33 protein-coding genes are annotated in these 20,983 nt (G+C 42.7%); all 33 read left to right on the forward strand.

All coding sequences use genetic code 11. The annotated features are described in order from the left end of the window. Positions 1-61 precede the first annotated feature (61 nt). The 33 genes from AOA56_RS01875 (at position 62) to AOA56_RS02035 (ending at position 20,977) form a co-directional block, all read left to right on the forward strand. Positions 62-949 carry a phosphoadenosine phosphosulfate reductase family protein gene (locus AOA56_RS01875; RefSeq protein ID WP_053768822.1) on the forward strand — a complete coding sequence of 296 codons (888 nt, stop codon included), beginning with the start codon at positions 62-64 and terminating at the stop codon, positions 947-949. Positions 950-976: 27 nt separating this feature from the next. Then, positions 977-1,183 (forward strand): hypothetical protein, encoded by a 207-nt coding sequence (locus tag AOA56_RS01880; RefSeq protein ID WP_053768823.1) that lies wholly within the window; start codon positions 977-979, stop codon positions 1,181-1,183. Beyond that, the gene (locus AOA56_RS01885; RefSeq protein WP_053768824.1) at positions 1,158-1,475 is read left to right on the forward strand and encodes a hypothetical protein; all 318 of its coding nucleotides are present in this window, start codon (positions 1,158-1,160) and stop codon (positions 1,473-1,475) included. Before AOA56_RS01880 ends, AOA56_RS01885 begins: the two co-directional genes overlap by 26 nt. A gap of 155 nt (positions 1,476-1,630) precedes the next feature. Next, positions 1,631-2,020 carry a hypothetical protein gene (locus AOA56_RS01890; protein ID WP_053768825.1) on the forward strand — a complete coding sequence of 130 codons (390 nt, stop codon included), beginning with the start codon at positions 1,631-1,633 and terminating at the stop codon, positions 2,018-2,020. Between the two features lies 1 nt (position 2,021). After that, the gene (locus AOA56_RS01895) at positions 2,022-2,306 is read left to right on the forward strand and encodes a hypothetical protein (protein WP_053768826.1); all 285 of its coding nucleotides are present in this window, start codon (positions 2,022-2,024) and stop codon (positions 2,304-2,306) included. Then, positions 2,294-2,746 (forward strand): hypothetical protein, encoded by a 453-nt coding sequence (locus AOA56_RS01900; protein WP_053768827.1) that lies wholly within the window; start codon positions 2,294-2,296, stop codon positions 2,744-2,746. The genes AOA56_RS01895 and AOA56_RS01900 overlap by 13 nt, the downstream gene beginning before the upstream one ends. Further along, positions 2,709-2,909 carry a hypothetical protein gene (locus tag AOA56_RS01905; RefSeq protein ID WP_117565115.1) on the forward strand — a complete coding sequence of 67 codons (201 nt, stop codon included), beginning with the start codon at positions 2,709-2,711 and terminating at the stop codon, positions 2,907-2,909. The genes AOA56_RS01900 and AOA56_RS01905 overlap by 38 nt, the downstream gene beginning before the upstream one ends. Beyond that, complete coding sequence (locus tag AOA56_RS01910; protein ID WP_053768829.1) at positions 2,881-3,348, forward strand: sigma-70 family RNA polymerase sigma factor; 468 nt, start codon at positions 2,881-2,883, stop codon at positions 3,346-3,348. Before AOA56_RS01905 ends, AOA56_RS01910 begins: the two co-directional genes overlap by 29 nt. A gap of 162 nt (positions 3,349-3,510) precedes the next feature. Next, positions 3,511-3,693 carry a type II toxin-antitoxin system HicA family toxin gene (locus AOA56_RS01915; RefSeq protein ID WP_053768830.1) on the forward strand — a complete coding sequence of 61 codons (183 nt, stop codon included), beginning with the start codon at positions 3,511-3,513 and terminating at the stop codon, positions 3,691-3,693. Positions 3,694-3,732: 39 nt separating this feature from the next. Next, complete coding sequence (locus AOA56_RS01920) at positions 3,733-4,134, forward strand: type II toxin-antitoxin system HicB family antitoxin (protein ID WP_053768831.1); 402 nt, start codon at positions 3,733-3,735, stop codon at positions 4,132-4,134. Between the two features lie 389 nt (positions 4,135-4,523). Then, positions 4,524-4,691 carry a hypothetical protein gene (locus AOA56_RS15750; protein ID WP_155200576.1) on the forward strand — a complete coding sequence of 56 codons (168 nt, stop codon included), beginning with the start codon at positions 4,524-4,526 and terminating at the stop codon, positions 4,689-4,691. Continuing rightward, positions 4,672-4,860, forward strand: coding sequence for a hypothetical protein (locus AOA56_RS01930; protein WP_024732893.1), 189 nt, complete (start codon positions 4,672-4,674; stop codon positions 4,858-4,860). Before AOA56_RS15750 ends, AOA56_RS01930 begins: the two co-directional genes overlap by 20 nt. 73 nt (positions 4,861-4,933) lie before the next feature. Continuing rightward, positions 4,934-5,266, forward strand: coding sequence for an HNH endonuclease (locus AOA56_RS01935; protein WP_053768832.1), 333 nt, complete (start codon positions 4,934-4,936; stop codon positions 5,264-5,266). A gap of 123 nt (positions 5,267-5,389) precedes the next feature. Continuing rightward, complete coding sequence (locus AOA56_RS01940) at positions 5,390-5,785, forward strand: hypothetical protein (protein ID WP_053768833.1); 396 nt, start codon at positions 5,390-5,392, stop codon at positions 5,783-5,785. A gap of 30 nt (positions 5,786-5,815) precedes the next feature. After that, the gene (locus AOA56_RS01945; RefSeq protein WP_024732891.1) at positions 5,816-6,124 is read left to right on the forward strand and encodes a P27 family phage terminase small subunit; all 309 of its coding nucleotides are present in this window, start codon (positions 5,816-5,818) and stop codon (positions 6,122-6,124) included. Then, positions 6,124-7,779 (forward strand): terminase large subunit domain-containing protein, encoded by a 1,656-nt coding sequence (locus tag AOA56_RS01950; RefSeq protein WP_053768834.1) that lies wholly within the window; start codon positions 6,124-6,126, stop codon positions 7,777-7,779. Before AOA56_RS01945 ends, AOA56_RS01950 begins: the two co-directional genes overlap by 1 nt. Then, positions 7,772-8,941 carry a phage portal protein gene (locus tag AOA56_RS01955; protein WP_053768835.1) on the forward strand — a complete coding sequence of 390 codons (1,170 nt, stop codon included), beginning with the start codon at positions 7,772-7,774 and terminating at the stop codon, positions 8,939-8,941. Before AOA56_RS01950 ends, AOA56_RS01955 begins: the two co-directional genes overlap by 8 nt. Before the next feature lie 87 nt (positions 8,942-9,028). Further along, positions 9,029-9,784 carry a head maturation protease, ClpP-related gene (locus tag AOA56_RS01960; RefSeq protein ID WP_053768836.1) on the forward strand — a complete coding sequence of 252 codons (756 nt, stop codon included), beginning with the start codon at positions 9,029-9,031 and terminating at the stop codon, positions 9,782-9,784. A 4-nt stretch (positions 9,785-9,788) separates the two neighbouring features. Further along, entirely contained in the window at positions 9,789-10,934 is a 1,146-nt protein-coding gene (locus AOA56_RS01965; protein WP_053768837.1) for a phage major capsid protein, read from the forward strand. Positions 10,935-10,948: 14 nt separating this feature from the next. Further along, positions 10,949-11,305 carry a hypothetical protein gene (locus AOA56_RS01970; protein WP_024732887.1) on the forward strand — a complete coding sequence of 119 codons (357 nt, stop codon included), beginning with the start codon at positions 10,949-10,951 and terminating at the stop codon, positions 11,303-11,305. Between the two features lie 19 nt (positions 11,306-11,324). Continuing rightward, entirely contained in the window at positions 11,325-11,606 is a 282-nt protein-coding gene (locus tag AOA56_RS01975; protein WP_024732886.1) for a hypothetical protein, read from the forward strand. Then, a complete protein-coding gene (locus AOA56_RS01980) occupies positions 11,593-11,940 on the forward strand; it encodes a hypothetical protein (RefSeq protein WP_024732885.1) in 348 nt (115 codons plus the stop codon). Before AOA56_RS01975 ends, AOA56_RS01980 begins: the two co-directional genes overlap by 14 nt. After that, positions 11,937-12,278, forward strand: a complete 342-nt coding sequence (locus tag AOA56_RS01985; RefSeq protein ID WP_053768838.1) for a hypothetical protein — start codon at positions 11,937-11,939, stop codon at positions 12,276-12,278. The genes AOA56_RS01980 and AOA56_RS01985 overlap by 4 nt, the downstream gene beginning before the upstream one ends. 1 nt (position 12,279) lies before the next feature. After that, complete coding sequence (locus AOA56_RS01990; RefSeq protein ID WP_053768839.1) at positions 12,280-12,633, forward strand: HK97-gp10 family putative phage morphogenesis protein; 354 nt, start codon at positions 12,280-12,282, stop codon at positions 12,631-12,633. Positions 12,634-12,646: 13 nt separating this feature from the next. Next, the gene (locus AOA56_RS01995) at positions 12,647-13,270 is read left to right on the forward strand and encodes a major tail protein (RefSeq protein ID WP_053768840.1); all 624 of its coding nucleotides are present in this window, start codon (positions 12,647-12,649) and stop codon (positions 13,268-13,270) included. A gap of 11 nt (positions 13,271-13,281) precedes the next feature. Further along, the gene (locus AOA56_RS02000; RefSeq protein WP_024732881.1) at positions 13,282-13,626 is read left to right on the forward strand and encodes a hypothetical protein; all 345 of its coding nucleotides are present in this window, start codon (positions 13,282-13,284) and stop codon (positions 13,624-13,626) included. 135 nt (positions 13,627-13,761) lie between these two features. Further along, positions 13,762-15,600 (forward strand): hypothetical protein, encoded by a 1,839-nt coding sequence (locus AOA56_RS02005; protein WP_053768841.1) that lies wholly within the window; start codon positions 13,762-13,764, stop codon positions 15,598-15,600. A 5-nt stretch (positions 15,601-15,605) separates the two neighbouring features. Then, complete coding sequence (locus AOA56_RS02010; RefSeq protein ID WP_053768842.1) at positions 15,606-16,304, forward strand: distal tail protein Dit; 699 nt, start codon at positions 15,606-15,608, stop codon at positions 16,302-16,304. Then, positions 16,304-18,040: a phage tail spike protein gene (locus AOA56_RS02015; RefSeq protein WP_053768843.1), complete on the forward strand. Its 1,737-nt coding sequence runs from the start codon at positions 16,304-16,306 to the stop codon at positions 18,038-18,040. The genes AOA56_RS02010 and AOA56_RS02015 overlap by 1 nt, the downstream gene beginning before the upstream one ends. Beyond that, complete coding sequence (locus AOA56_RS02020; protein ID WP_053768844.1) at positions 18,040-19,011, forward strand: phage tail tip lysozyme; 972 nt, start codon at positions 18,040-18,042, stop codon at positions 19,009-19,011. Before AOA56_RS02015 ends, AOA56_RS02020 begins: the two co-directional genes overlap by 1 nt. 15 nt (positions 19,012-19,026) lie before the next feature. Beyond that, positions 19,027-19,839 (forward strand): collagen-like protein, encoded by an 813-nt coding sequence (locus AOA56_RS16185; RefSeq protein WP_053768845.1) that lies wholly within the window; start codon positions 19,027-19,029, stop codon positions 19,837-19,839. After that, on the forward strand, positions 19,839-20,159 hold the full coding sequence (locus AOA56_RS02030; RefSeq protein ID WP_024732875.1) for a hypothetical protein: 321 nt from the start codon (positions 19,839-19,841) through the stop codon (positions 20,157-20,159). The genes AOA56_RS16185 and AOA56_RS02030 overlap by 1 nt, the downstream gene beginning before the upstream one ends. Beyond that, positions 20,156-20,977 (forward strand): hypothetical protein, encoded by an 822-nt coding sequence (locus AOA56_RS02035; protein ID WP_034594628.1) that lies wholly within the window; start codon positions 20,156-20,158, stop codon positions 20,975-20,977. Before AOA56_RS02030 ends, AOA56_RS02035 begins: the two co-directional genes overlap by 4 nt. Positions 20,978-20,983: the final 6 nt, after the last annotated feature.

The raw sequence follows: 20,983 nt of genomic DNA on the forward strand, positions 1-20,983 counted from the left end.
AGAACAAACGAAAGGAGCCAGCCTCCGGCCGTGGCAAGGGTATACCGGGCTTCTTAGAAAAATGGATAAAGAGAAAAAATCAATAGAGAGAATAAAAATGGCAAGTGAAATGAGCCTACATCACTATGGAAAACCGCTTGTTTGCACGTATAGCGGAGGTAAGGATAGTGATGTGATATTAGAGCTTTTTAAGCGATCCGAGATCCCATTTGAGGTACATAATAGCCATACCACAGCAGACGCACCCCAAACAGTTCAGCATATTCGGAAGGTATTCCGGGCTTTGGAAATGCAGGGTATCCCGTGCGAAATTGAGAAACCAACCTACAAAGGAAAAAGAACAAGCATGTGGGAACTGATACCTCAGAAACTTATGCCACCGACACGGCTTGTGAGATACTGTTGTTCTGTCTTAAAGGAAACGGGATGTAAAAATAGATATATTGGAACAGGAGTAAGATGGGACGAAAGTATAGCAAGATCAGATCGCGGAGAATTTGAGAGACTTGGAAAGACAAAAAAAGAAACTGAGAAATTTGATGCAGTCATGCTGATGAACGACAATACAGCATCCCGCCGAATGACAGAGTTATGTATGCGAAAGAATAAAATGGTAGTCAACCCGATTATTGATTGGACGCATACCGATGTATGGGAGTATATCCATTCAGAACATATTGAAACATGCGAATTGTATAAAATGGGATACGACCGTGTGGGCTGTATTGGATGCCCTATGATGGGCAAGAAACGCTGGAAAGAATTTGCGGACTTTCCAAAATACAAAAGCCTATATATACATGCGTTTGAACGGATGCTTAAAGAGCGAAACAAAAGAGGGAAAGAAAGCAAATGGGAAACAGGGGAAGAGGTTTTTAGCTGGTGGATGGGAAATGATGATATACCAGGTCAAATGTTCTTAGATGAAATTTGTGGTGATGAGAATTAAATCACAACAAACGAAAGGAGATCAGAGATGGCGAAGTTATTAAACAGACCATATACGAACGAAGAAAAGAGGCAGATTCTTGATATGCTGCGGGGAAACATAAACAGAATATCTGTCTCGACTGATGTCGAAGAGATTGTATGTCAGCTAAATTTTGCTGTGGATAGGCTGTCTGCGGTGGCTTATTCGAGGATTAAGGAGATCAGAGATGGAGAGATTAACAATACCAGATAAGAAGATAGACGGCGGATTAAGAAGAGCCATCATTGACGCCCGAGAAGTACGGAAAGAAGCAATGACTATTTACTGGTCGTTAAAGAAATACGAGGACACCGAACTTACCCCGGAGCAGATCATGGAGTTGAAAGAAGCAGTTCAGAAACTCGAAAATATATTTGGAGATGAAATTACAGTTAATCAGGTTATTGATTTTTTCGTTGATTTCTATATTGCACAGGGTGATCCAGACAGAGTGGAAAAAGCAGAACTGTTGACAACGAAGAAGCTGCGAAGTGGCAGGAGCTGAAAGAGCGGGATACGGCGAAAAGAGTAAAAAGGGATGCGGATGATATTCCGTATTGCCCTTATTGTGAGAGTCCCAATGTGTACTACTACGAAGAAAATATGGAATACGATTTTTGTCCAGATTGCGGACAGAGGTTGAAATGGGAGGAATAAACGATGAAAAAATGGAATCAATGGCAACTTATAGATGAAGGGTATAGGATTGAAAACGCAAAGATTACTAATGTGTCGCTTAATATGGAAAATCATGGCTGTTTGTGCTTAGATTTGGCGTTGGAATGGGACGGCTGTGGATGCGTGTATGGTGGCTATGTTCTGGGTAAAGGATACGTCGGAGCGGATGATGATTTTTTTAAAGGATCCTCAAAAGGCTGCGAAGCGATTATGCGAATTATGGATGTGGTAGGCGAAAGTGAACTTTTGAAGCTAAAAGGGAAATACATACGGATTGCTCATAAAGACTTGGAAAGTACGATTGAAATTATCGGTAATATCATAAAAGATAAGTGGTTTGACTATAGGACATTCTTTGAAAAGGAGGACTGACATGCACATATTCGAAGATGAAAAGACTGACAGATTTGGAAACTATCCCATATGGATAAAGGGAAAGGATGCAAACCCACAGAAAATACATGAAGAATTATACAGGAGATACGGCGGGCAGGGGTACAAATTCGCAATAGTATTTGACTGTTCCGCAGACGAGTGGGAGGATCCGGAGAAAGAAACGCCAGTATATTTTCTTGACACTATACTGGATGAACTAATCTTTTATTGCGGACCGGAAGAAGTGAGAAGGAGGTTGGATGAACTGACATGCAGGAATTAGAGAAGATTCTGGAAGAGATGAAGAAAATTAAAGATGGGAACAGGAAAGAAAACTTATACGCAAAGTATCCACCAAAGGACGAGCAAGGAAAAATCCTCAACGGGTATTCGCAGGGATATGAAGATGGAACAGATAATTTTTACAATGTGATGGTAGATATCATCCACAAGCACATGGGAAATGACGGCTGGATTCCGGTGGAGGAGCGTTTGCCGGAAGTGCCAGACGATATGGAGGACGAGTATTGTCCAGAGTTTAACGTAACAATAAAAGGGGCAAGCCGCGCAACAACTCTAAAGTACAGTCCAGACGGCGCATGGTTTGACGACTCGGGACAAGTATATGTTGTTATCGCATGGCGACCTCTTCCAGATTTATACCGATCGGAGAAAGGAGCAGAAATTGAAACGAAACAGGATGGAACACGAAAAGAAGATTGATACAGCGAATCACTATGAATGCCTGGAGACGGATGTGCGGGAGGATGCCAGGAAGAATTTCAAGCGTCAGCCGTATAAGTCGGTTGATGTGGCGAAGTACATAGCGAAAAAGTTCGGGATTGGAGGTGATGCCGATGGACGGAGAACAGAAAACCATGAGTGAAAATGACAAGAAAAAGGAATATCTACGGAGCTACCGTCAGCATGTCAGAAGAATTCATAGAATCAATGCGGAGATTGCGGAACTTAGATCTATGAAAATGTATCCAGGGATGATGTTTAATGATGGGATGCCGCATGGCAGCGGAGGGCAGGGGGACTTATCAGGATATGCAGCAGATCTGGACGAAATGATTCTGAAGTTGCAGCACGAGCGGTATCTCAGGATCAAAACATACCAGCAGATTGTAAGGCAGATCAAGAAGCTGAGATCCGAGAATGAGAAGGACATACTTTTCTATCGCTATATAACCGGACTCGACTGGTGGGAGATTGCGGAAAAAATGAGTTTTTCAGAAAGATGGATATATCAACTTCATGGAAGAGCACTTGCACATTTTGAATTACCAAAAGAGTTCATAGAAGTTCAGCCGGATATGTGATATTATGATATCATCGAAAAGAAACAAAAGGGGAAGCACCTTACCAGAAATGACAGGGTGCTTCTTTGCGCACCTCGTGAATCTCAAAATACGTATTATATGTATAAAAGTATTGACAATACGTGCAATACGTGTTATTATATAATCACAAGGAGGGATTAAATGAGATTCAGAGAAATGGATAAGATACTTAAGGAAGACGGGTGGTACGAAGTTTCACAGAGAGGCTCCCATCACCAGTATAAACATCCAACAAAGCCGGGAAAGGTTACAGTACCGGAACACGGAGGGAAGGACATAAACCTTACAGTAGCAAAGAAAATATTAAAACAGGCGGGGCTGTAAAGCCCCAGTGCCTGAAAGATGAAAGAAAGAGGTGTGCTTATGAAATTAGTTTATCCAGCAGTATTTACTCCATATGAAGACGAGTCCGGTGGATACGCAGTAGAATTTCCAGATCTTACTGGATGCGTAACGGGAGGAGACAGTATGGCAGAGGCTGTATTTATGGCAGAAGATGCCGCAAGCGGATGGGTACTGACAGAACTTGAAGACGGAAATAAAGCACCGGAAGCAACCGCAATCAATGAGGTTGCAACGGAAGAAGGGCAGTTCGTGAGTCTGATTGCTCTGGACATGGACGCATACGCAGCAAAATACGGAAGCAACGCAGTCAAGAAAACATTGACAATTCCTGCATGGCTGAATACATTTGTAGAACAGAATGGAATAAGCTGTTCAAAAGTATTGCAGGATGCGCTTAGCAAAATGGCGCAGGTAAGATAATAATCGAATCTCATTTAAGGCATAAAGCATCTGACAAAGGTCAGGTGCTTTTTTTACAGGGGAACGTAGCGCAATGGAAGAGCAAACGGCTTATATCCGGGCGGTTGCAGGTTCGAGTCCTGCCGTTTCTATTGGAAATTTCCTCTAAAACCCTTGACATACGTATACGTATATAGTATAATAGAATCAAGAAATGAGGAAAGGAGAATGGAGATGGCTAAAAAACATAAGAAAAAGCACCGACTTGAAAAAGCGGCACTCATAGTCAGCATAATAAACGGTCTGGTAACTGCGATTTGCTTAATCTATGAGACGTTTTTCAAATAGGTGCTAGGCGGTGGGCTTGCCACCCATCGCCTATATTATAAGTCATCTCAGCAAATAAATCTATGAGAAAAAGTATAATTGTATCAAATTTATTATCTCTCTTCCTGCTTGGATACTACGCTGTGACAAAAGGGCTTGACTGGATCATTGGAACTGCACTGATCATAAGCGTGATATCTAATATTTTGAATATTGTATACGAGGTGAGAGATGGAAGAGAAAAAGGTTAGGCCACAGGATAAGTGGGATGCAAAGGCGGGGCTTGTCCCAAAGACCTACAAAGTAAATGAAAAAGTGGCAGAAGAGTTTCGGGCTGTGTGCAAAAGCAAAGGAATTGCGATGGGGACACAGATCACTAAGATGATGAAGGAGTTTATAGACCAATCGAATAAGGAATAAGAAGAGAGCATCCGGGAAACCGGATGCTTTTTACATGTAGTAAATTAATATGAGAATAGTTAAGGAGATTTACATGACAGATCAGGAAGTAAAGCAGGTCTATAATTCGGCGCGATGGCAGCAGGTTAGGGATAGGATTTTAATTAGGGATCGGCATGAGTGTCAGGATTGTATTCAAAGGTTGCGGACGGCAGCAGAAAAAGAAGAAAGATTATTCGGGGAAGATGCAAAGATCCGGAGGGCGACACAGGTCCATCATATCAAGGAACTAAAAGAAAATCCGGAGCTTGCATTTGATGAAGAGAATCTGATTAGCTTATGTACACAGTGTCACAACATAAGGCATGGGAGACAACCAAAAAGATTTGTGAAAAAGAAAGAACCAGTCACAGAAGAAAAATGGTAGAAAAATTTCGGAATAAAAAAGAAATCCCCCCGGGTGAATTCTCAATGAAAAATTTTTTAGTGGAGAACGGGGATGTGGGTATGACTCTGGAGAAATTTTCGCGCGCGCGTGAAAGGGGTATATATGATTATATGTGTATGTGGAATGATTGCAAGTGGAAAGAGTACATGGTGTGAAAAGCAAGGAGGAATTATCAGCGATTATGATTTAATCGGTGATAAAAACGAACAGATAAAATTTACGTTGAATATGGACAATAAAGGGGAAGATGTGTTTCATATTACCTGTTTTCCAACCCCAAAAGAGCGGGAAATGTTTACGGATAGAAATGTGAAATATGTATGGATTAATACAAGTTGGGAACAGTGTTATGAAAATATATTCAGGAGAAACAGGAAGAGGGATATAAAAAATATAGAATGTACATTATCTTCCAATGAAGATATTTATGAAAAATATCAACATTCAAATATACAATTTGAGATAATTGATGTGTTCCCTACAGAAGAAAAATGGTAAAAGATATCTGACGCAAAGGGAGGTGGTAGTGTGACAAAAACAGAGATTAAAGAATCGCTTTTAGAACAGTTAAGATTACAGAATAAAACATCCGATTTTTATCTGGATCTGGTTAGTGATTACATGGATTACTGGAGTCTAAAAAAGAAGTTGATTACAGATATCCGGAAAAAAGGAATCCGGTACGACACGGTCAATGGAAATGGTATCAAGGTCGAAAAACCCAATGAATCCGTGACAAATCTGCCAAAGATCACAACTGCCATGCTGAAAATATTAAATGATCTGAATTTAAAAGAACCTCTTTCAAATTCTTCAGCAGAGGATGATTATTTGTAATGATTAATTGCAAAGAAATTGAAGAATATCTTAGGTATGTAGAGGATAACCCTAAAAAAATAAATCGGGAGAGATCGCTTCTGATCAAGAACATCGTTTTGCCGACATTACGGAGAAATGATGTTTTTTTTGACGAAAAAACATATCAAAACTGTTTAAAATATTGCGAAAAACACTACTATAAGTTCTTTCCATATCAGAAATTCATCTATGCCTTTGCCTTTATGTATGTGGACGACAGGCCGGTATTTCGAAAGTTTTTTATTATGATGGGAAGAGGGAATGGGAAAGATGGATTTATAGTGCCACTGGTCAATTTTTTCCAGACACCATTATATGGGGTGAAGAATTATCATGTAGAGATTGTGGCAAATTCGGAACAGCAGGTAAAAGATACCTTTAAAGTAGCGTATGATGCGATGAATATTCCAGCCATGAAAGGAAAGTTCAAAGTTACGAAAGAATTAATTACAAACACAGCAACTGGATCAGAAATGAAGTATAACACATCAAATGCGGCGACAAAAGATGGGAAACGTCCAGGGTGTCTGGTTTTAAATGAAATTCATGCTTATGAAAATTATGACCAGATCAATGTATTTGAATCCGCGTTTGGAAAGGTAAAGCATGCAAGGGAATTTATCTTGACTACAAATGGGTATGTACGAGAGGGGCCAATGGATGAATTGTTGGATCTGATGGAGGAAATACTGGAAACCGGAGAAAACCAGTTAGGATATTTCCCCTTTATCTGCAAGATTGACGGTATTGAGGAAGCGGATGATCGGTTAGCATGGCATAAGCCAAATCCTTCAATGGAATATATGCCGATTTTGGAGCACCAGATCCTTCAGGATTATCTGGAAATGAAAAAGCTGCCAAGCAAAAGGCCGGAGTTTATGACAAAGAGGATGAACTGGCCTGACAGGAATGATGAAGCAACAGTAGCTTCCTGGGAAAATATTTTGCGATGCTGTTATTCGGATATCAAAAAGAAGACGATACGGGAGACACCGGATACCCAAGGGAGGCTTGCGGTCATTGGGATTGATTATGCAGATGTTAGGGATTTTGCGTCAGCAGGAGTTTTGACGGAGAAAGATGGAGAATATATCTGGAGACAACACACATGGATATGTGAGGAGTCCCCGTTTTTAAAATCCATTAAATTTCCAATATTTCAAAATATGGGACAGCCGGAATTTTCGGATTATGAGATCACACCAGGACAGGTAATTCCTCCAGAAAATATAGTGCGGTGGTGTATGGATCGAATGAATGAATATTATGTACTTAAAATTACAATGGATACATACAGATACCGATTGTTTAAGATGTTATTTGAGTCTTATGGAATTCGCGAAGAAACAAAAAAAGACCCGTATGGGCAGATGCGGCTCATAAGGAAGATTGGATCCGTGTGTGGGATTATAGCACCGGAGATAGAAAAGCTGTTTGCGGAAGGGAGGATTAATTATGGAGCGTCTGCCATTATGCGGTGGTATACCAATAATACAGAGGTGTTGACAGATCGGTATGGAAACAAGCAGTATGGGAAAATAGAACCGAAGCTAAGAAAAAATGATGGGTTTATGGCGTTTCTGGTATCGATGTATTCCAAGGATTTAATAAAGGAGAAAGTGATATATGTTTGATTTCTTATTTCAAAATAAAAAAGGAGATTTGGTATCATATACAGATAGCATTACCGTAAACATTAAAAAGCTTGAAGTAGCAAAAATGGCTATTGAAAAGGCGGTAGGAATGATCGCACATGCAATAGCGAAAAGCGAGTTTATCGTCAATAGAAAAGGGAAAAGAGAAAAGGATCATATTTACTGGCTGCTGAATATTCGGCCAAATCCAAATGAAACGGCCACGGATTTCTGGATTGAAGCTATCCGGCGTTTGTTGCTTGATGAGGAGTGTGTGATTTGCTATGTAGGAAATCATCTATACATTGCGGATTCATTTACAGTAAATAATTCTGTTATGGTCCCAGAGACCTATAGTAATGTCACGATTATATCCAATGATAATACAATAAAACTGCAAAGGGGGTTTACATCAAATGAGATTATCCATCTCAGGAGCAGAAACAAAAAAATTATAGGGTTTCTTGAAAAAGTGTTAAATATTTATAATAGCACGATCAGTGCAATGTGCGCGGCCAAGAAGATCTCAAGTATTCCAAGATATACGTTGGATGTAGAGGGATCGATGCCGGTGATTCATACAAAAGACAAAGAAGGAAAACCAAAAGTTGTTACAATCGACCAATATAAATCTGACATTAAAAAGTTGTTAGAATCAGATGAAATAGAAGTGCTTACAAATTCGTCAGGACTAAAAGTGTCCCAGCTTCAGGCACAGGCAAACGTATCCAGTGAGGATATCGTAAAGCTGGCAAATGAAATCATGGTAGAGTGTGCCTTTGCCTTTGATATTCCCAAAGCGGTCTTTCTTGGAGAAATCACAGAAAAAGCAGATAGTACCAATGAATTTATTACCTATGCTGTAGGATGGATCGTAGAATTGCTGAATGATTCATTGAACGCAAAACTGGTAGGAGAAGAAGACTATCTGAAAGGCGAAATGATCTGGATTGATATGAGCAAGTATAAACATGTCGATATTATTGAGAGCGCGGCCAATTTGGATAAGTTGAGAAGCATCGGATTCAATTTTGATGAGGTACGGGAAATGGCAGGTTGGGAATGTTTGAATACGGAGTTTAGCCAGCAGAGAGTAATTACAAAGAATTATACCAATGATCTGGGAGGTGAGAAGAGTGGAAAAGAAAATGCGGACAATTAAAAACTTAGAAGGAAGGAGGTGATCCGGTGGTCTCCCAACTGTGGGTGAAACAGTAAATAACGCTTAGGAAAGGAGAAATAAGGCAAGATGGAGAAATACTATTCCCTGGAAACAGCCGGGAAAGAAGCGGATCTCTATATCTTCGGAAGGATTACGAGTTGGCCGTGGAATGAAAAAGACAAAGATGCTTATGGAATTGTCAAAGAACTTCAAGAGTTAGAGGTTGAGACAGTGAATGTCCACATCAATTCTTATGGGGGAGATGTGGCAGAAGGTCTGGCAATTTATAATGTCCTGAAAAACAGTAACGCAAAAGTGCGGACCTATTGTGACGGATTTGCGTGTTCCGCAGCATCTGTTATATTTATGGCAGGGGAAGAACGAGTGATGAATGACGCTTCCCTTCTTATGATTCATAATGCGTGGACATATGGAGTGGGAAACGCGAATGATTTCAGAAAACAAGCAGATGATTTGGATAAGATTACCCAGGCGTCTGTCAATGCGTACATGAGTAGATGTACGATTACCGAAGAAGAAGTCAAGCAGCTCATGGATGACGAAACATGGTTGACAGCAAAAGAAGCCAAAGAGAAAGGATTTGCAACGGGGATCATGGATGAAAAGCCGGAAGGCGTCAGCCAGTCCGCGATGAAATGGATCCAACAGAGACTTTTATATGGATCAGAAGCGAGATTGGAAATACGGGATACTTCTGAAATCGAAAACAGGATCGCACAAAAGGTCACTGAAAAAGTTGTGAAACAAATCAAAGAAAATAGTAAGGAACAAGGGGACAGCACTGGATTCAGTGCTTTTTTTAATTCAGGAAAAGGAGAATAAAAGAATGAAAATTGACACATTGGACAAAGAACTTCAGCAGAAAGTCGTAACCATGCTGAATGAAGCGGAAGACAAAAGTGAAGCGATTTATCAGGCGGCTGTGATGATTGCCGAAGAGCAGCATAAGCATCTGATCAGCGAACTGGTAGAGGAGAACGCAAGGGCAGCGGCGGACGAAGACTACAGAAAGAAGCTGGGTCTTCGGGTATTGACAAAAGAGGAAACATCCTTTTATGAAAAATTCAAGGATATTAAACAGGCGATTACGGCAGAGCAGATCGATATCCTTCCAACATCGATTATTGACCGTACATTGGACGATATCAAAAAAAGCAGCGATATTCTGTCCATGGTACAGATGGCGCCGGCAGATGTAAAGAAATGGATCGTAGCGGAACACTCCGGAAAAGCAGTCTGGGGGAACCTGACCGATGCGGTTCAGGGCGAGCTATCCGCATCGATTACCGGCTTGAATATTGAACAGCACAAGATGACAGCGTATATTGTCATCCCTAAAGCAATCCGGGATCTGGCGCTTCCATTTGTTGATCGGTATTTTACGGCAGTTCTGGCAGAAGCCATGCAGGATGGATTTGTGACGGGATATCTTTCCGGGGATGGAAAGACGGGACCAATCGGGATTATGAAGCAGATTGAAACATTCAAAGAAGACGGGACGGCTGACGATAAAGCGGTGATTAATACAGTGAAAAAGTTTTCTCCGAAAGGCCTAGCGGGAGTCAGAAAAACGCTGACAAATAATGGGAAGAGAACCGTTTCTGAGCTGCATCTGATCTGTAACCCGTTAGATGAAGCAGAATATGTAGATCCGGCGCTTTATGGCGAGGCATTAACAGGAGGATACCGAAATACATCTTTCATGCCAATTGTAAAGCATGTGGACGCGAACTGCCCGCAGGGGAAGGGAATTTTTACCATTCCGAATGTCTATGTGATGGGAGCAACATCTTTCGAGGTAAAGGAGTATGACCAGACAAAAGCAATGGACGACGCGGATCTGGTGATTGGAAAGTGTTATGCAAACGGGCGTGCGGTAGATGATAATTGCGCGGTTGTATTTGATATCACAAAGCTGGAAGAATATAAGCTTCCAGTAACGACAGCGACAACTCCAGAACAGGGAAAATAATCAGTCCTGACATTATGACATTGTTTCCGGCAGGTCAGGACTTATTAGGTAAGAAAGCTTCTGATTTGGTAGGAGAGGATCTTTGTGTATATGAAGATGGAACCGTTGAAGGAACACTGAAAGCTGTTACCGGATACACGGGATTCTCCTCCGAAGAGGAAGAACAAAGCGGGCATTATTTCCCGTTCAAGCTTACAAAGACCGGAAAGAAAATGAGTTTAAAGAAAAATGGAGTGGCAGCAGAAGGAAAAGAAAACATGACGTTTGATCCAGAAATCATTTTGAGAGTATCCAAAGAAGATACATGGAAGATCGAAGTGGATGAATCGGAAGTAATTACTTTCAATTTTGAAAAAGCTGTTTTGGAATAAGTAGCAGGAGGGGATGACGTTGGAGCTGGAAAAACTGATTACAGAAATACGGCAGGATTATCAGATCCCGCCGTATTTTCAGGATACAGGATTAATGAGATACCTGGAAGAGGGAAAAGCAAGATTGGATTTTTTGAATCCAGGACAAAGTCTGGATGATGACTATACTTTCCGAATGTTGTTAAAAAACTATGTGTATTACGCTTACCATCACAAAGTGAATGAATGGGAAGATAATTATAAGGCTCTAATTTTAAGCTGGCAGATGGGAAGTGAGGTGAAGACACATGCAGATGCCTGAATATACATCAGGAGCAATGCAGCTTTATTACATCCGGCAGGACGAATCCAAGGATTATCCAGAGGAGCATTTGGAGAATTCCAATGTTGGGGACATATGGTATCGGGAATTATCAGTGTTTGATCGGACAAAGTATGAATTCGATCAGGGCGGGAAAGAAGTGACGATGAAGATTCGGATTCCAGTGTATAAGGGCATTGATAGCAGGTGTGTATGTATGATTGAAGGGAAACAGCACCATGTTTATAATGCCACGCATGTGACGGATAAAGACGGATTTCAGGAAACGGAACTTACGTTGATTCGTCCAGAAAAGGAGCTGAAAATACAATGACAAAACAGGAATTAAGCAGTTTACTGAAAAGTTTGGGAGTTCCGGTAAATGAAGGAATTACAAGCGATAAGAACACGAACGAATATCCAAGGATTGTATTTTGGCCGTATCTGGAAGAAGACGAAATGGCCTCCGGAAATGAATACCAGAATGTTGTTACATACCAGATCTCGTTCTTTGCCCGCACACCTCAGCATGACAAATATAAAGAGTTACGGAAGAAGTTGCGAGAACAGGGGATTCACCCTACATTTCAGCACGAATATGTGGAAAAAGATCCTGTATTCTCAAAAACATGGCACACCTACTTTTCCGTGGATGTGATAGAAGATGTCTGACATGAAATTTTACACGGGTGGATTGGACTTCATGGAAGACCTTATGCAGCGGTATCAGGTAACAGATGAAAAGGCGTTGTCAGCTATAGAAACAGGAGCTAAGATGCTGGCCGATGATGTAAGGAAACTCCCAAAACCACGTTCTAAGATGACCGGGTCCGGATACACACATCTTTTAGATACCGTAACGACAAGGAGAACGAAAGGTGAAATAGAAGTCGGATGGGGGAAATATTATGGCCCAATGGTAGAAAATGGAACAGTGAGGGCAGATGCGGTTCCGCATGTGATGCCGACATTCCAGAAAAATAAACAGAAGTATTATCAAGCGATTGACAAGGAATTATGGAAGTAAAGGAGAAAAAAGAATGGCAATTACGACAAAGAAACCGCCAATTAAAGAGACGGTCGGGGCGCAGTATATCTGCTTCGATCAGTCGGAAGACGGAGAATATTCAGGGGAATATAGTGAAGAGGTGGAGTGCACCGAAGTGGTAAAAAGTGTAACTGTAACAGAAAACGCGGAAAACACAGATGTATATGCAAGTGGCATCGTATACGATACAGATTCCAGCGTCTCTTCAACGGATATTGAAGTAGAAGTGATTGCGTTCCCGGCAGAAACACTGGCTAAAATGCGGGGAGATACAGTGGATGAAGGTGGTCTGATTCTTTCGGGAGGGAAAGGAATTCGTCCATTTTTTGCATATGGAAAGGTTGTAAAACTGAAAAAAGGGAAAATACGTCTGGAGTGGTATCCAAAATGCAGGCTCGCGGAAAATACAGACGAAACGAAAACGAGGGAAGAGAGCTTTTCTGAACAGACAGACACGATTACCATTAAGGCATATGCCTTTAATGATAATGAAGATATCAAAGCGATGGTCGATTCTTCCTCATCCGCATTTCCGGCAGGATTGACGGAAGAAAAGTTTTTTGAAAAACCAATACTGACAAAAGAGGATTTGACGTCAGCGGTTTCCGGTTCATAAAGGAGAGAGGCATGAAGGAAAATTTTATTGATTTGACAGACGGCACAAGGCTTTCTGTCAGGGTAAATTTTGGGACGATCTATTACCTGCAAAAACAGAAAGGATTTTATCGTATCCAGAAGAAAGCAGAGAAAAACAAAAAGAAACTGACGGAAGAAGAAAGCTTTGAGCTGGCGGCCTATGTGATTTACGCAATCTTAAGAAGCAATGGGAAAACAGTAGGATTTGACGAAGCGCTTTCCCTTGTCCCTCCAGATACGGAACAATTAGAAAAGGTACTGCAAGTATTCCAGGAAGAATATGACCGGTATGTTAAAAAAAAACAGGCACAGTCGAGTGTGATGCCGGGGAAATAAACTGGCCGGAATATATGGTGGCGGCGAGAAAGATGGGAATGAGTGAAGAAGAATTTTGGAATTCAGACCCGATCTTTTTTAACGAATGTTATGAAGTGTTCCAGAAAGATAGAAGAAGGGAGGTAGAGGCACTATATGTCGGATAAGCTACAAAGAGTAGGTCTTGTCTTTAAGGCGGACGGGTCTGTGGATTTCAATAAAAGCCTGAAGGAAGTTACAGCATCCATACAGGAAAACAGGACCGCATTTGAACTGGTGAAGTCAACATGGGATGACAGCACAAAGACGGCGGAGAAACTGAAAGAAACACAAAAATATTTGTCAGAGCAGACAAAAGATTATTCCGATAAAGTGACTTTACTGTCCCGACAACTGGATGAACTGGAGGCGGCAGAGAACCGGGATGAACGAGCAATCCAAAATAAGAGAAATCAACTGAATCAGGCAAAGACATCGCTGAATAACTACAAAAAAGGGCTGGATGAAGTCGAAGACAAGTTAAAAAGCGGAAGCGCCAGAATGAATGATTATGCCAAAAAGTTGGATGATGTTGGGAATAAGGCGAAAAGTGCAGGCGAAAAGATGAGCGGAATTTCCGCAGCGGCGGCGGGGATCATCGGGGCGGTAGCGGCCACAGTACCTGCCACTGAGGAATACCGAAAAATCATGGGATCGCTGGAAGTGTCAAGTGAACTGTCAGGATACAGCGCAGAGGAAACCAAGCGGATTTATCAGACATTGTTCGGCGTTCTTGGGGATGACCAGACAGCAGCGACTACAACGGCAAATTTGCAGGCAATGGGGCTTTCCCAACAGCAACTTACCCAACTGGTAAACGGGACGATTGGGGCATGGGCGAAGTACGGAGATAGTATTCCAATTGATGGGCTGGCAGAATCCATCAATGAAACAGCAAGAACAGCAGCAGTAACAGGAACGTTTGCGGATGTCCTGAACTGGGCAGGGACCTCGGAAGATGCGTTTAATGAAAAACTGGCTAATTGCCGCACGGAATCTGAGAGGACAAACCTTATCATGCAGGAATTGGCAAACCAGGGACTGATGCAGGCAGGGCAGAAATGGCAGGAAAATAACAAAAATCTGGTAGAGGGAAATAAGGCAACGGCAGACTTTCAGGCAGCAACCGCACAGCTTGCGGAAACAGTGGCTCCGATTATTACGCAGATTACTCAGATTGCGGCAGGGCTTTTAGAAAAATTCAATGCACTTCCACCAAGCACACAGAGGATCATCGGAGTGATAGTCCTCTTGACTGCGGCGATCGCACCCGCGCTGACGGGAATTGGATTAATGACAACGGGGGTAGGAAACTTGATGAAGGGATTTGAAAAGCTAAGTCCTAAGATCAAAGCGGTTTGGGGTGTAATAAACGCAAATCCTATTTCCAGAGCGATAACGCTGATCAGTGTGTTAGTGGGCGGTCTTGTGACTTTGTATAATAAATGCAAGTGGTTCCGGGATTTGGTAGACCCTATTTTAGACTGGATTAAGGATAAAGTCGAAAAAATAGTAGGATTTTTTGAGGACTTATTTTCTTTTGGAGATAAAAAATCCAGTGGGAAGAGCAAAAAGAAAAGCAGCAAAAAAAGCCGTTCTGTGAACCCGTTGTCATTGCGTACACCATCCATGCCGATCACATGGTATGCGAAAGGTGGGATTTTGAACCGCCCGACCATATTTGGTGCAAACGGTAGTACGCTAATGGGAGGCGGGGAAGCAGGAAAAGAAGCCGTTCTTCCGATTGACTTATTGAAATCTTATATCAGAGAGGAAAACTCCAGAAACAATGGCATCATGGCACAGATATTGTCCGAAGTAATAAAAGATCTCCAGATTGTGGCGGAGAACAATATTTATCTTGGAGATACGAAATTAGTGTCTGTGATGACGGACATGATCCTGGATAAAATGGGGCAGAAGCATCGGGCATATCGAGCGGCGAAAGGAGAGTAAAGGCAATGTATGATATCTGTTATGGTGGACGGCGGGCCTCTGAGTTTGGGGTCTGCATATCAGACAGACCAGATATTCCAGCGGCGAAAAAGAAGATGGAGAGTATTGAGATTGCGGGAAGAGACGGGATGCTCTACCTGGAGGAAGAGGCCTATGAAGAATCTGAAATTGAAATTCCGATGAATTATATTGGGCCAGAAGATGCTTGGATGGAACGGTGGAGGCTGATCCAGGGATGGCTTTCTGAAAGGAATACGGATTTGATTCTGGGTGATGACCGAAATTATTTTTTCAGAATTTCCAAAGTAGAAATTGACACGAATGAGAGAAGCAGCAGGCGGATAGGATCGTTCAAGGCGGTATTTATATCAAAGGATGGATTATCCTATTTGCAGGATGGGCTTGCGGAATATAGTTGTAAAGCGGTGAGGTATAATCCTTATCTGCTGGCCTATCCAACATATCATATTTCCGGGAGAGGAGTGTGTGAGCTTTCTGTGAATGGGAATTCATTTTCAGTAGAACTTACCGGAGAAGCATACATTGACACCGAGCGAAAGCTGGTTTATAGGTCGGATGGGACTGTAGTGAATAAGGCCGCGAAAGGGGACTTTGAAGATCTGTTCTTGCTTCCTGGAGAAAATGAAGTCGGATATCATGGTGCTTTCCAGGTCCAGGTCATACCAAACTGGAGGCGGTTATAATGATTGAAATTTATGAGGCGGGAAACGAGGATTTCCTGCACAACGGGGATATGACATTGTTGCCTGAAAGCTGTGAAACAGAGTGCGAACTCAACGGAAGTTGGGAAATGGAATTATCACATCCAATAGACCCGGATGGGAGATGGACATTGATACAGGAAGGGGCCGTGATTGCGGCTCCTTTGTTTCACTCAAAAAAGCAGCTTTTTCGGATTTACAAAAAGAAAAAAAACAGGATACGCGTCACAGCGTATGCGAGACCGATTCTATATGACGCGGCCAAGGAACTATATCTGAACAGGCTGGAAATATCGGGAACCGGGCAGCAGGTATTGAACTATATGACAAGAGGGCAGGAAAAGTACCGGGCATCCTCTGATATTATAAAAACAGCATATGTAGAATGTATAAGGACAAACCTGATTGAGGCTGTACAAGGTGATGGCGATCATTCCTTTTTGAAGAAGTTCGGAGGGGAGGTGTTCTATGACAATTATGAAATGATAATCAATGAGCAGATCGGCGAAGATAATGGGGCAAGGGCGGAATTCGGATATAATTGCAAAGAGATCGAAGAAGAGATTGATATGTCGGATGTCATAACAAGGATTGTTCCGGTGGCGTATAACGATTACATGCTTGACGGGGAAACCCCGTGGGTGGATAGTCCATTGATTGGCAATTACCCAGTGATCTATACGAAAACGGTAGAGTTTAAAGACGTAAAGCTGGCGACAGATGCCAAAGAAGGAGAGGAAAGCTTTGATTCTTTAGAGGAGCTGAGGAGAGAACTTGTAAGACGATGCCAGGAACAATTTCAGGAAGGTGTGGACAAACCGAAATGCAGTTATTCTTGTGATATGTACGCAATCGAGAATACAGAACAATACCGAAATGTAAAAGGCCTGGAAGCGATCGGGCTTGGAGATACGGTACAATGCAAAAATAAGAAATTGGGAATCACGACTACAGCGAGGGCGATTTCGATCACTTACGATAACGTCAGAAAAAAGAATTCCAAAGTGGAGCTGGGGGAGTTCCGTTATAACTACTTAAAAGAGATGTCATCGGTAGCACAGAGAGTGGAGAAGACAATCCGGGAAGATGGTTCCCTGGTTGCGGAGCAGGTTCAGGGGACGATTGATGCCATGAAAGCAAACCTGTACGCACAATCAACGGCCGCAAAAAAGACAAATTCGGCGGCGTTTTTGATCGAAGTGCTGGATGAACTATCAGCGTTATATGGGGCGATGGAAGCGGGAACACAAGGCCTTCGGGTGGCGAAAGAGAAGCTGCCGGATGGGACGTGGGACTGGAAGACAGCCGTTACAGCAGCGGGAATCATAGCGGATCTGATCGTTGCCGGAAAGTTGTCGGACAAGCTGGGAAATAATTATTTTGATCTGGATGAAGGAATTATAAATGCGCAGTCAATGATTATTGGGCCATTTGAGGTGACGACTAATGGATTCCTTTATATGAAACATGGAGAGACAACAAGTGATTCGTACTGGAGAGCGATAGTAGGGCCGGATGGACAAACGGGAGAGACCCATTTCCGGTCGGGTCGGATAGAGGCGGATGTGGTACAGACAGACAATATTCATATTGGTACTGTTGGAGTTGATGAGAAGACAACAAAAACCGGGAGGGCGGAGTTCTCTGACGGCTCCTATATGGACTTCGTAGATGGAATCTTTGTAGGAGGGAAGACTGCCGAAGGGGGAACTGTCTGATGGGATACATTGAGAATGGAACAGAGATAGCAAAAAAGCTAAATGAACAATACGGATGGGCTAGAAATCCGATTGTTGCGTACCTGGCAAATGCCCAGCAGGAGTCCAACCTCAATCCGGCCTCCTTTCAGAGCGGACAAGGAAACTGGAATTCTGGCGTAGGCTTGAATCAGTGGACACCGGGAACGAATCTACAGACTAGAGCGCGGGCGATCGGGAGGACGGATTATTTGACCATCGACTGCCAGCTTGCGGTTACTGATTATGAAAGAAGAACAGGGATCCAGTACTATGCGACAAGCGCTTACAATATTTCCTTTAATGATTTCATAAAATCATCAAGGGATATCGAATGGCTTACCTATGCGTGGGAGGCAAACTATGAAAGAGCCGGGACTCCAATGATGGAGAACCGGCTTCGCTATGCGCGGGAATGGGATACAAGAATTGATGGCATCCTGAAAAATATTGTGGAGGAAGCGGTACAATGGGCCATTGATACAGCAAATGACAGCTCGCACGGATATGACCAAGGGAATCGATGGGGACCGGATTATGACTGCTCCTCGTTTCTGACAACGGCGTACCGAAAAGCGGGTCTGTCTATCGGCGGAGGAACGGCAGTTAATACCGCAAATATGAGAAGCTATTTTATGGCGGCGGGTTTCCAAGATGTGACAAGTCAGGTGAACTTCCGGTCAGGCTCTGGAATCATTCGCGGAGACGTTTTAATTACCAGGCAAAAAGGGCACACGGCCATGAGCATCGGAGACGGCCAGGTCGTACAGGCAAGCATCAATGAGTTTGGGGGAACGGTTGGAGGACAGACAGGAGACCAGACAGGACAAGAGATCTGGGTTACAAGATATTATAACTATCCGTGGGGATACTGTCTGAGATATCCAGGCGGAGGAAGTGTGACACCTCCAGAACCTGAGAATGTAGCGTTTGTACGGTGGATTCCTGCATAAAAGGGAGGAGGAACGATGGAATCAACAAAAGTTTTAAGTTTGGATTTAAGAGCCCAAGGGATTACAAATGTGATCTTTGCGACACAGCATGATACCGGGCGTTTGGTTAAGGTGCTTCTGTCAGGGACAGAGGGAATGATTTATAAAGCTCGTGTTTACTGTAAAAAACCGTCTGGGAAAGAAACATATACGGAAGGCACCGTATTCAATGATTATTGTGTACTTTTTGGATTAACGGAACAGATGCTGGCAGAGAGTGGGACAGTAAAAGCGCAGCTTCATTTGATGGATAAAAGCAGAGTTGTAACCTCTTTTGAGTTTCATATTCAAGTAAGCCAGAACTTGGTAGCAATGTCCAATATAACGAGTTCTGACGATTACGAGGCGTTGATCGATGCGCTTGGAAGGTTGGAACATATTGATCCAGTCGAGATTTCTGAATCAGAGATTGACGATCTGGATGATGGAGAAACAGAAACTATGTATAGCATGAATATACTAAAAGAATATGGTTCCATAGAGGATATGAATGAGGGATTTTCTTCAGACGGACTGACAGAAGGGTCATTGGTGATTGTCAACACGGGAAATGTAGAAGACGATGAAAATGCGGCAGTATATAAGAAACGGAGCCAGGGGTATGAGTTTCTGGTTGACCTATCAGGGAAACGGGGAGCGACAGGCCCGCAGGGTCCGCAGGGGAAACAAGGCATACAAGGACCGACCGGTCCGCAAGGCCCTCAGGGTCCAAAAGGGGAGCCTGGGGAGGTGGAAGGTGTAGAACAAATTGAAAATTCAGATATTGATGCGTTGGGAGGCGGTTCGTGATGCGTATCTTGAAATTTCATGTGAAAGGCCAGAACCTTGTGAAGGACCAGCAATGCGATTTTAGTGGAATTGTAGCGGAGACAGAAGGATATCTCAATGCGGAATTTTTTTGTAGTAATGAATGGAAGGGATGCAAAAAAGTAGCCGGATTTACCAAACTGGGAAAAGAATATTATGCTCCTGTGATAAATGGACGGTGTCAGATACCGAAGGAAGCGCTGACATTTACGTCATTTGAGGTGCGACTGTATGGGAAAAGGGAAGGATACCGGATCACGACAAATTCCGTAACTATACACCAGGAAGGGGTGAGGCAATGACTGGATTAGAAGAAGTTTTTGCGGAGATGAATCTGGAAGAAGAGGAGATTCAGGAGACAGAACGATGCAGAATCGATCCGGAGACAAGAGAGATTATTGTTCCTGATGCTATCCAGTTATTGGGCGTAGAATCGGATGAAAAAGTAGAAAGAGTTTTATTTCAGTGTCCCAAGATGGTGGGGGATCATATCGATTTATCCGAACTGATTCTGTTTATCAATTATGAAAACGCCAATGGAGAATTTGGGGTGTATTGCATTGATGATGTAGAACTATCAGAGGGAAATATCCTGTTTTCGTGGCTTCTGTCGAGGAAAGTAACAAAATACAAAGGCAATGTGAAGTTTATTCTATGTGCTAAAAAAGCGGTCGATGATGGAACACTGAAAAATGAATGGAACACGACTGTGAATCGCCAATGTAAAGTATTGGAAGGGCTGGAAGGAGAATTGCCAGAACCCGATCCGGAAGAAGAATCTGTCTTGTTGGGGTTGATAGGACAAGCTACTGATGCGATTACGAGAACGAATAATGCATCAAAGAAGGCAGAGGACATCACAAGAGAGATACAAGGGAAAATAGAATCAGGAGAGTTGACAGGTCCACAAGGTCCGCCAGGGCCTCAGGGAGAGACAGGTCCGCCAGGACCGCAGGGTCCAAAAGGGGAAGACGGAGTGGCATCTGTGACACAACTGAATCCGGGAATGTTTGGAATGTATGTGAATGAAGAGGGGCATCTGATAATGACACATAATGATAATGAACCGGCGCCGCCATTGTCAATAAGAGATGGTAAATTGATATATACAATTTCATAGAAAGGA

The sequence above is a fragment of the Sellimonas intestinalis genome (genome assembly GCF_001280875.1).
In the GTDB taxonomy this organism is placed as follows: Bacteria; Bacillota; Clostridia; order Lachnospirales; family Lachnospiraceae; genus Sellimonas; species Sellimonas intestinalis.

Bases quoted from the DNA above. Each gene is read 5' to 3' on its own strand.
- AOA56_RS01875 (WP_053768822.1), top strand. From the start codon at position 62: ATGGATAAAGAGAAAAAATCAATAGAGAGAATAAAAATGGCAAGTGAA.
- AOA56_RS01880 (WP_053768823.1), top strand. From the start codon at position 977: ATGGCGAAGTTATTAAACAGACCATATACGAACGAAGAAAAGAGGCAG.
- AOA56_RS01885 (WP_053768824.1), top strand. From the start codon at position 1,158: ATGGAGAGATTAACAATACCAGATAAGAAGATAGACGGCGGATTAAGA.
- AOA56_RS01890 (WP_053768825.1), top strand. From the start codon at position 1,631: ATGAAAAAATGGAATCAATGGCAACTTATAGATGAAGGGTATAGGATT.
- AOA56_RS01895 (WP_053768826.1), top strand. From the start codon at position 2,022: ATGCACATATTCGAAGATGAAAAGACTGACAGATTTGGAAACTATCCC.
- AOA56_RS01900 (WP_053768827.1), top strand. From the start codon at position 2,294: ATGCAGGAATTAGAGAAGATTCTGGAAGAGATGAAGAAAATTAAAGAT.
- AOA56_RS01910 (WP_053768829.1), top strand. From the start codon at position 2,881: ATGGACGGAGAACAGAAAACCATGAGTGAAAATGACAAGAAAAAGGAA.
- AOA56_RS01915 (WP_053768830.1), top strand. From the start codon at position 3,511: ATGAGATTCAGAGAAATGGATAAGATACTTAAGGAAGACGGGTGGTAC.
- AOA56_RS01920 (WP_053768831.1), top strand. From the start codon at position 3,733: ATGAAATTAGTTTATCCAGCAGTATTTACTCCATATGAAGACGAGTCC.
- AOA56_RS15750 (WP_155200576.1), top strand. From the start codon at position 4,524: ATGAGAAAAAGTATAATTGTATCAAATTTATTATCTCTCTTCCTGCTT.
- AOA56_RS01930 (WP_024732893.1), top strand. From the start codon at position 4,672: ATGGAAGAGAAAAAGGTTAGGCCACAGGATAAGTGGGATGCAAAGGCG.
- AOA56_RS01935 (WP_053768832.1), top strand. From the start codon at position 4,934: ATGACAGATCAGGAAGTAAAGCAGGTCTATAATTCGGCGCGATGGCAG.
- AOA56_RS01940 (WP_053768833.1), top strand. From the start codon at position 5,390: ATGATTATATGTGTATGTGGAATGATTGCAAGTGGAAAGAGTACATGG.
- AOA56_RS01950 (WP_053768834.1), top strand. From the start codon at position 6,124: ATGATTAATTGCAAAGAAATTGAAGAATATCTTAGGTATGTAGAGGAT.
- AOA56_RS01955 (WP_053768835.1), top strand. From the start codon at position 7,772: ATGTTTGATTTCTTATTTCAAAATAAAAAAGGAGATTTGGTATCATAT.
- AOA56_RS01960 (WP_053768836.1), top strand. From the start codon at position 9,029: ATGGAGAAATACTATTCCCTGGAAACAGCCGGGAAAGAAGCGGATCTC.
- AOA56_RS01965 (WP_053768837.1), top strand. From the start codon at position 9,789: ATGAAAATTGACACATTGGACAAAGAACTTCAGCAGAAAGTCGTAACC.
- AOA56_RS01970 (WP_024732887.1), top strand. From the start codon at position 10,949: ATGACATTGTTTCCGGCAGGTCAGGACTTATTAGGTAAGAAAGCTTCT.
- AOA56_RS01980 (WP_024732885.1), top strand. From the start codon at position 11,593: ATGCAGATGCCTGAATATACATCAGGAGCAATGCAGCTTTATTACATC.
- AOA56_RS01985 (WP_053768838.1), top strand. From the start codon at position 11,937: ATGACAAAACAGGAATTAAGCAGTTTACTGAAAAGTTTGGGAGTTCCG.
- AOA56_RS01990 (WP_053768839.1), top strand. From the start codon at position 12,280: ATGAAATTTTACACGGGTGGATTGGACTTCATGGAAGACCTTATGCAG.
- AOA56_RS01995 (WP_053768840.1), top strand. From the start codon at position 12,647: ATGGCAATTACGACAAAGAAACCGCCAATTAAAGAGACGGTCGGGGCG.
- AOA56_RS02000 (WP_024732881.1), top strand. From the start codon at position 13,282: ATGAAGGAAAATTTTATTGATTTGACAGACGGCACAAGGCTTTCTGTC.
- AOA56_RS02005 (WP_053768841.1), top strand. From the start codon at position 13,762: ATGTCGGATAAGCTACAAAGAGTAGGTCTTGTCTTTAAGGCGGACGGG.
- AOA56_RS02010 (WP_053768842.1), top strand. From the start codon at position 15,606: ATGTATGATATCTGTTATGGTGGACGGCGGGCCTCTGAGTTTGGGGTC.
- AOA56_RS02015 (WP_053768843.1), top strand. From the start codon at position 16,304: ATGATTGAAATTTATGAGGCGGGAAACGAGGATTTCCTGCACAACGGG.
- AOA56_RS02020 (WP_053768844.1), top strand. From the start codon at position 18,040: ATGGGATACATTGAGAATGGAACAGAGATAGCAAAAAAGCTAAATGAA.
- AOA56_RS16185 (WP_053768845.1), top strand. From the start codon at position 19,027: ATGGAATCAACAAAAGTTTTAAGTTTGGATTTAAGAGCCCAAGGGATT.
- AOA56_RS02030 (WP_024732875.1), top strand. From the start codon at position 19,839: ATGCGTATCTTGAAATTTCATGTGAAAGGCCAGAACCTTGTGAAGGAC.
- AOA56_RS02035 (WP_034594628.1), top strand. From the start codon at position 20,156: ATGACTGGATTAGAAGAAGTTTTTGCGGAGATGAATCTGGAAGAAGAG.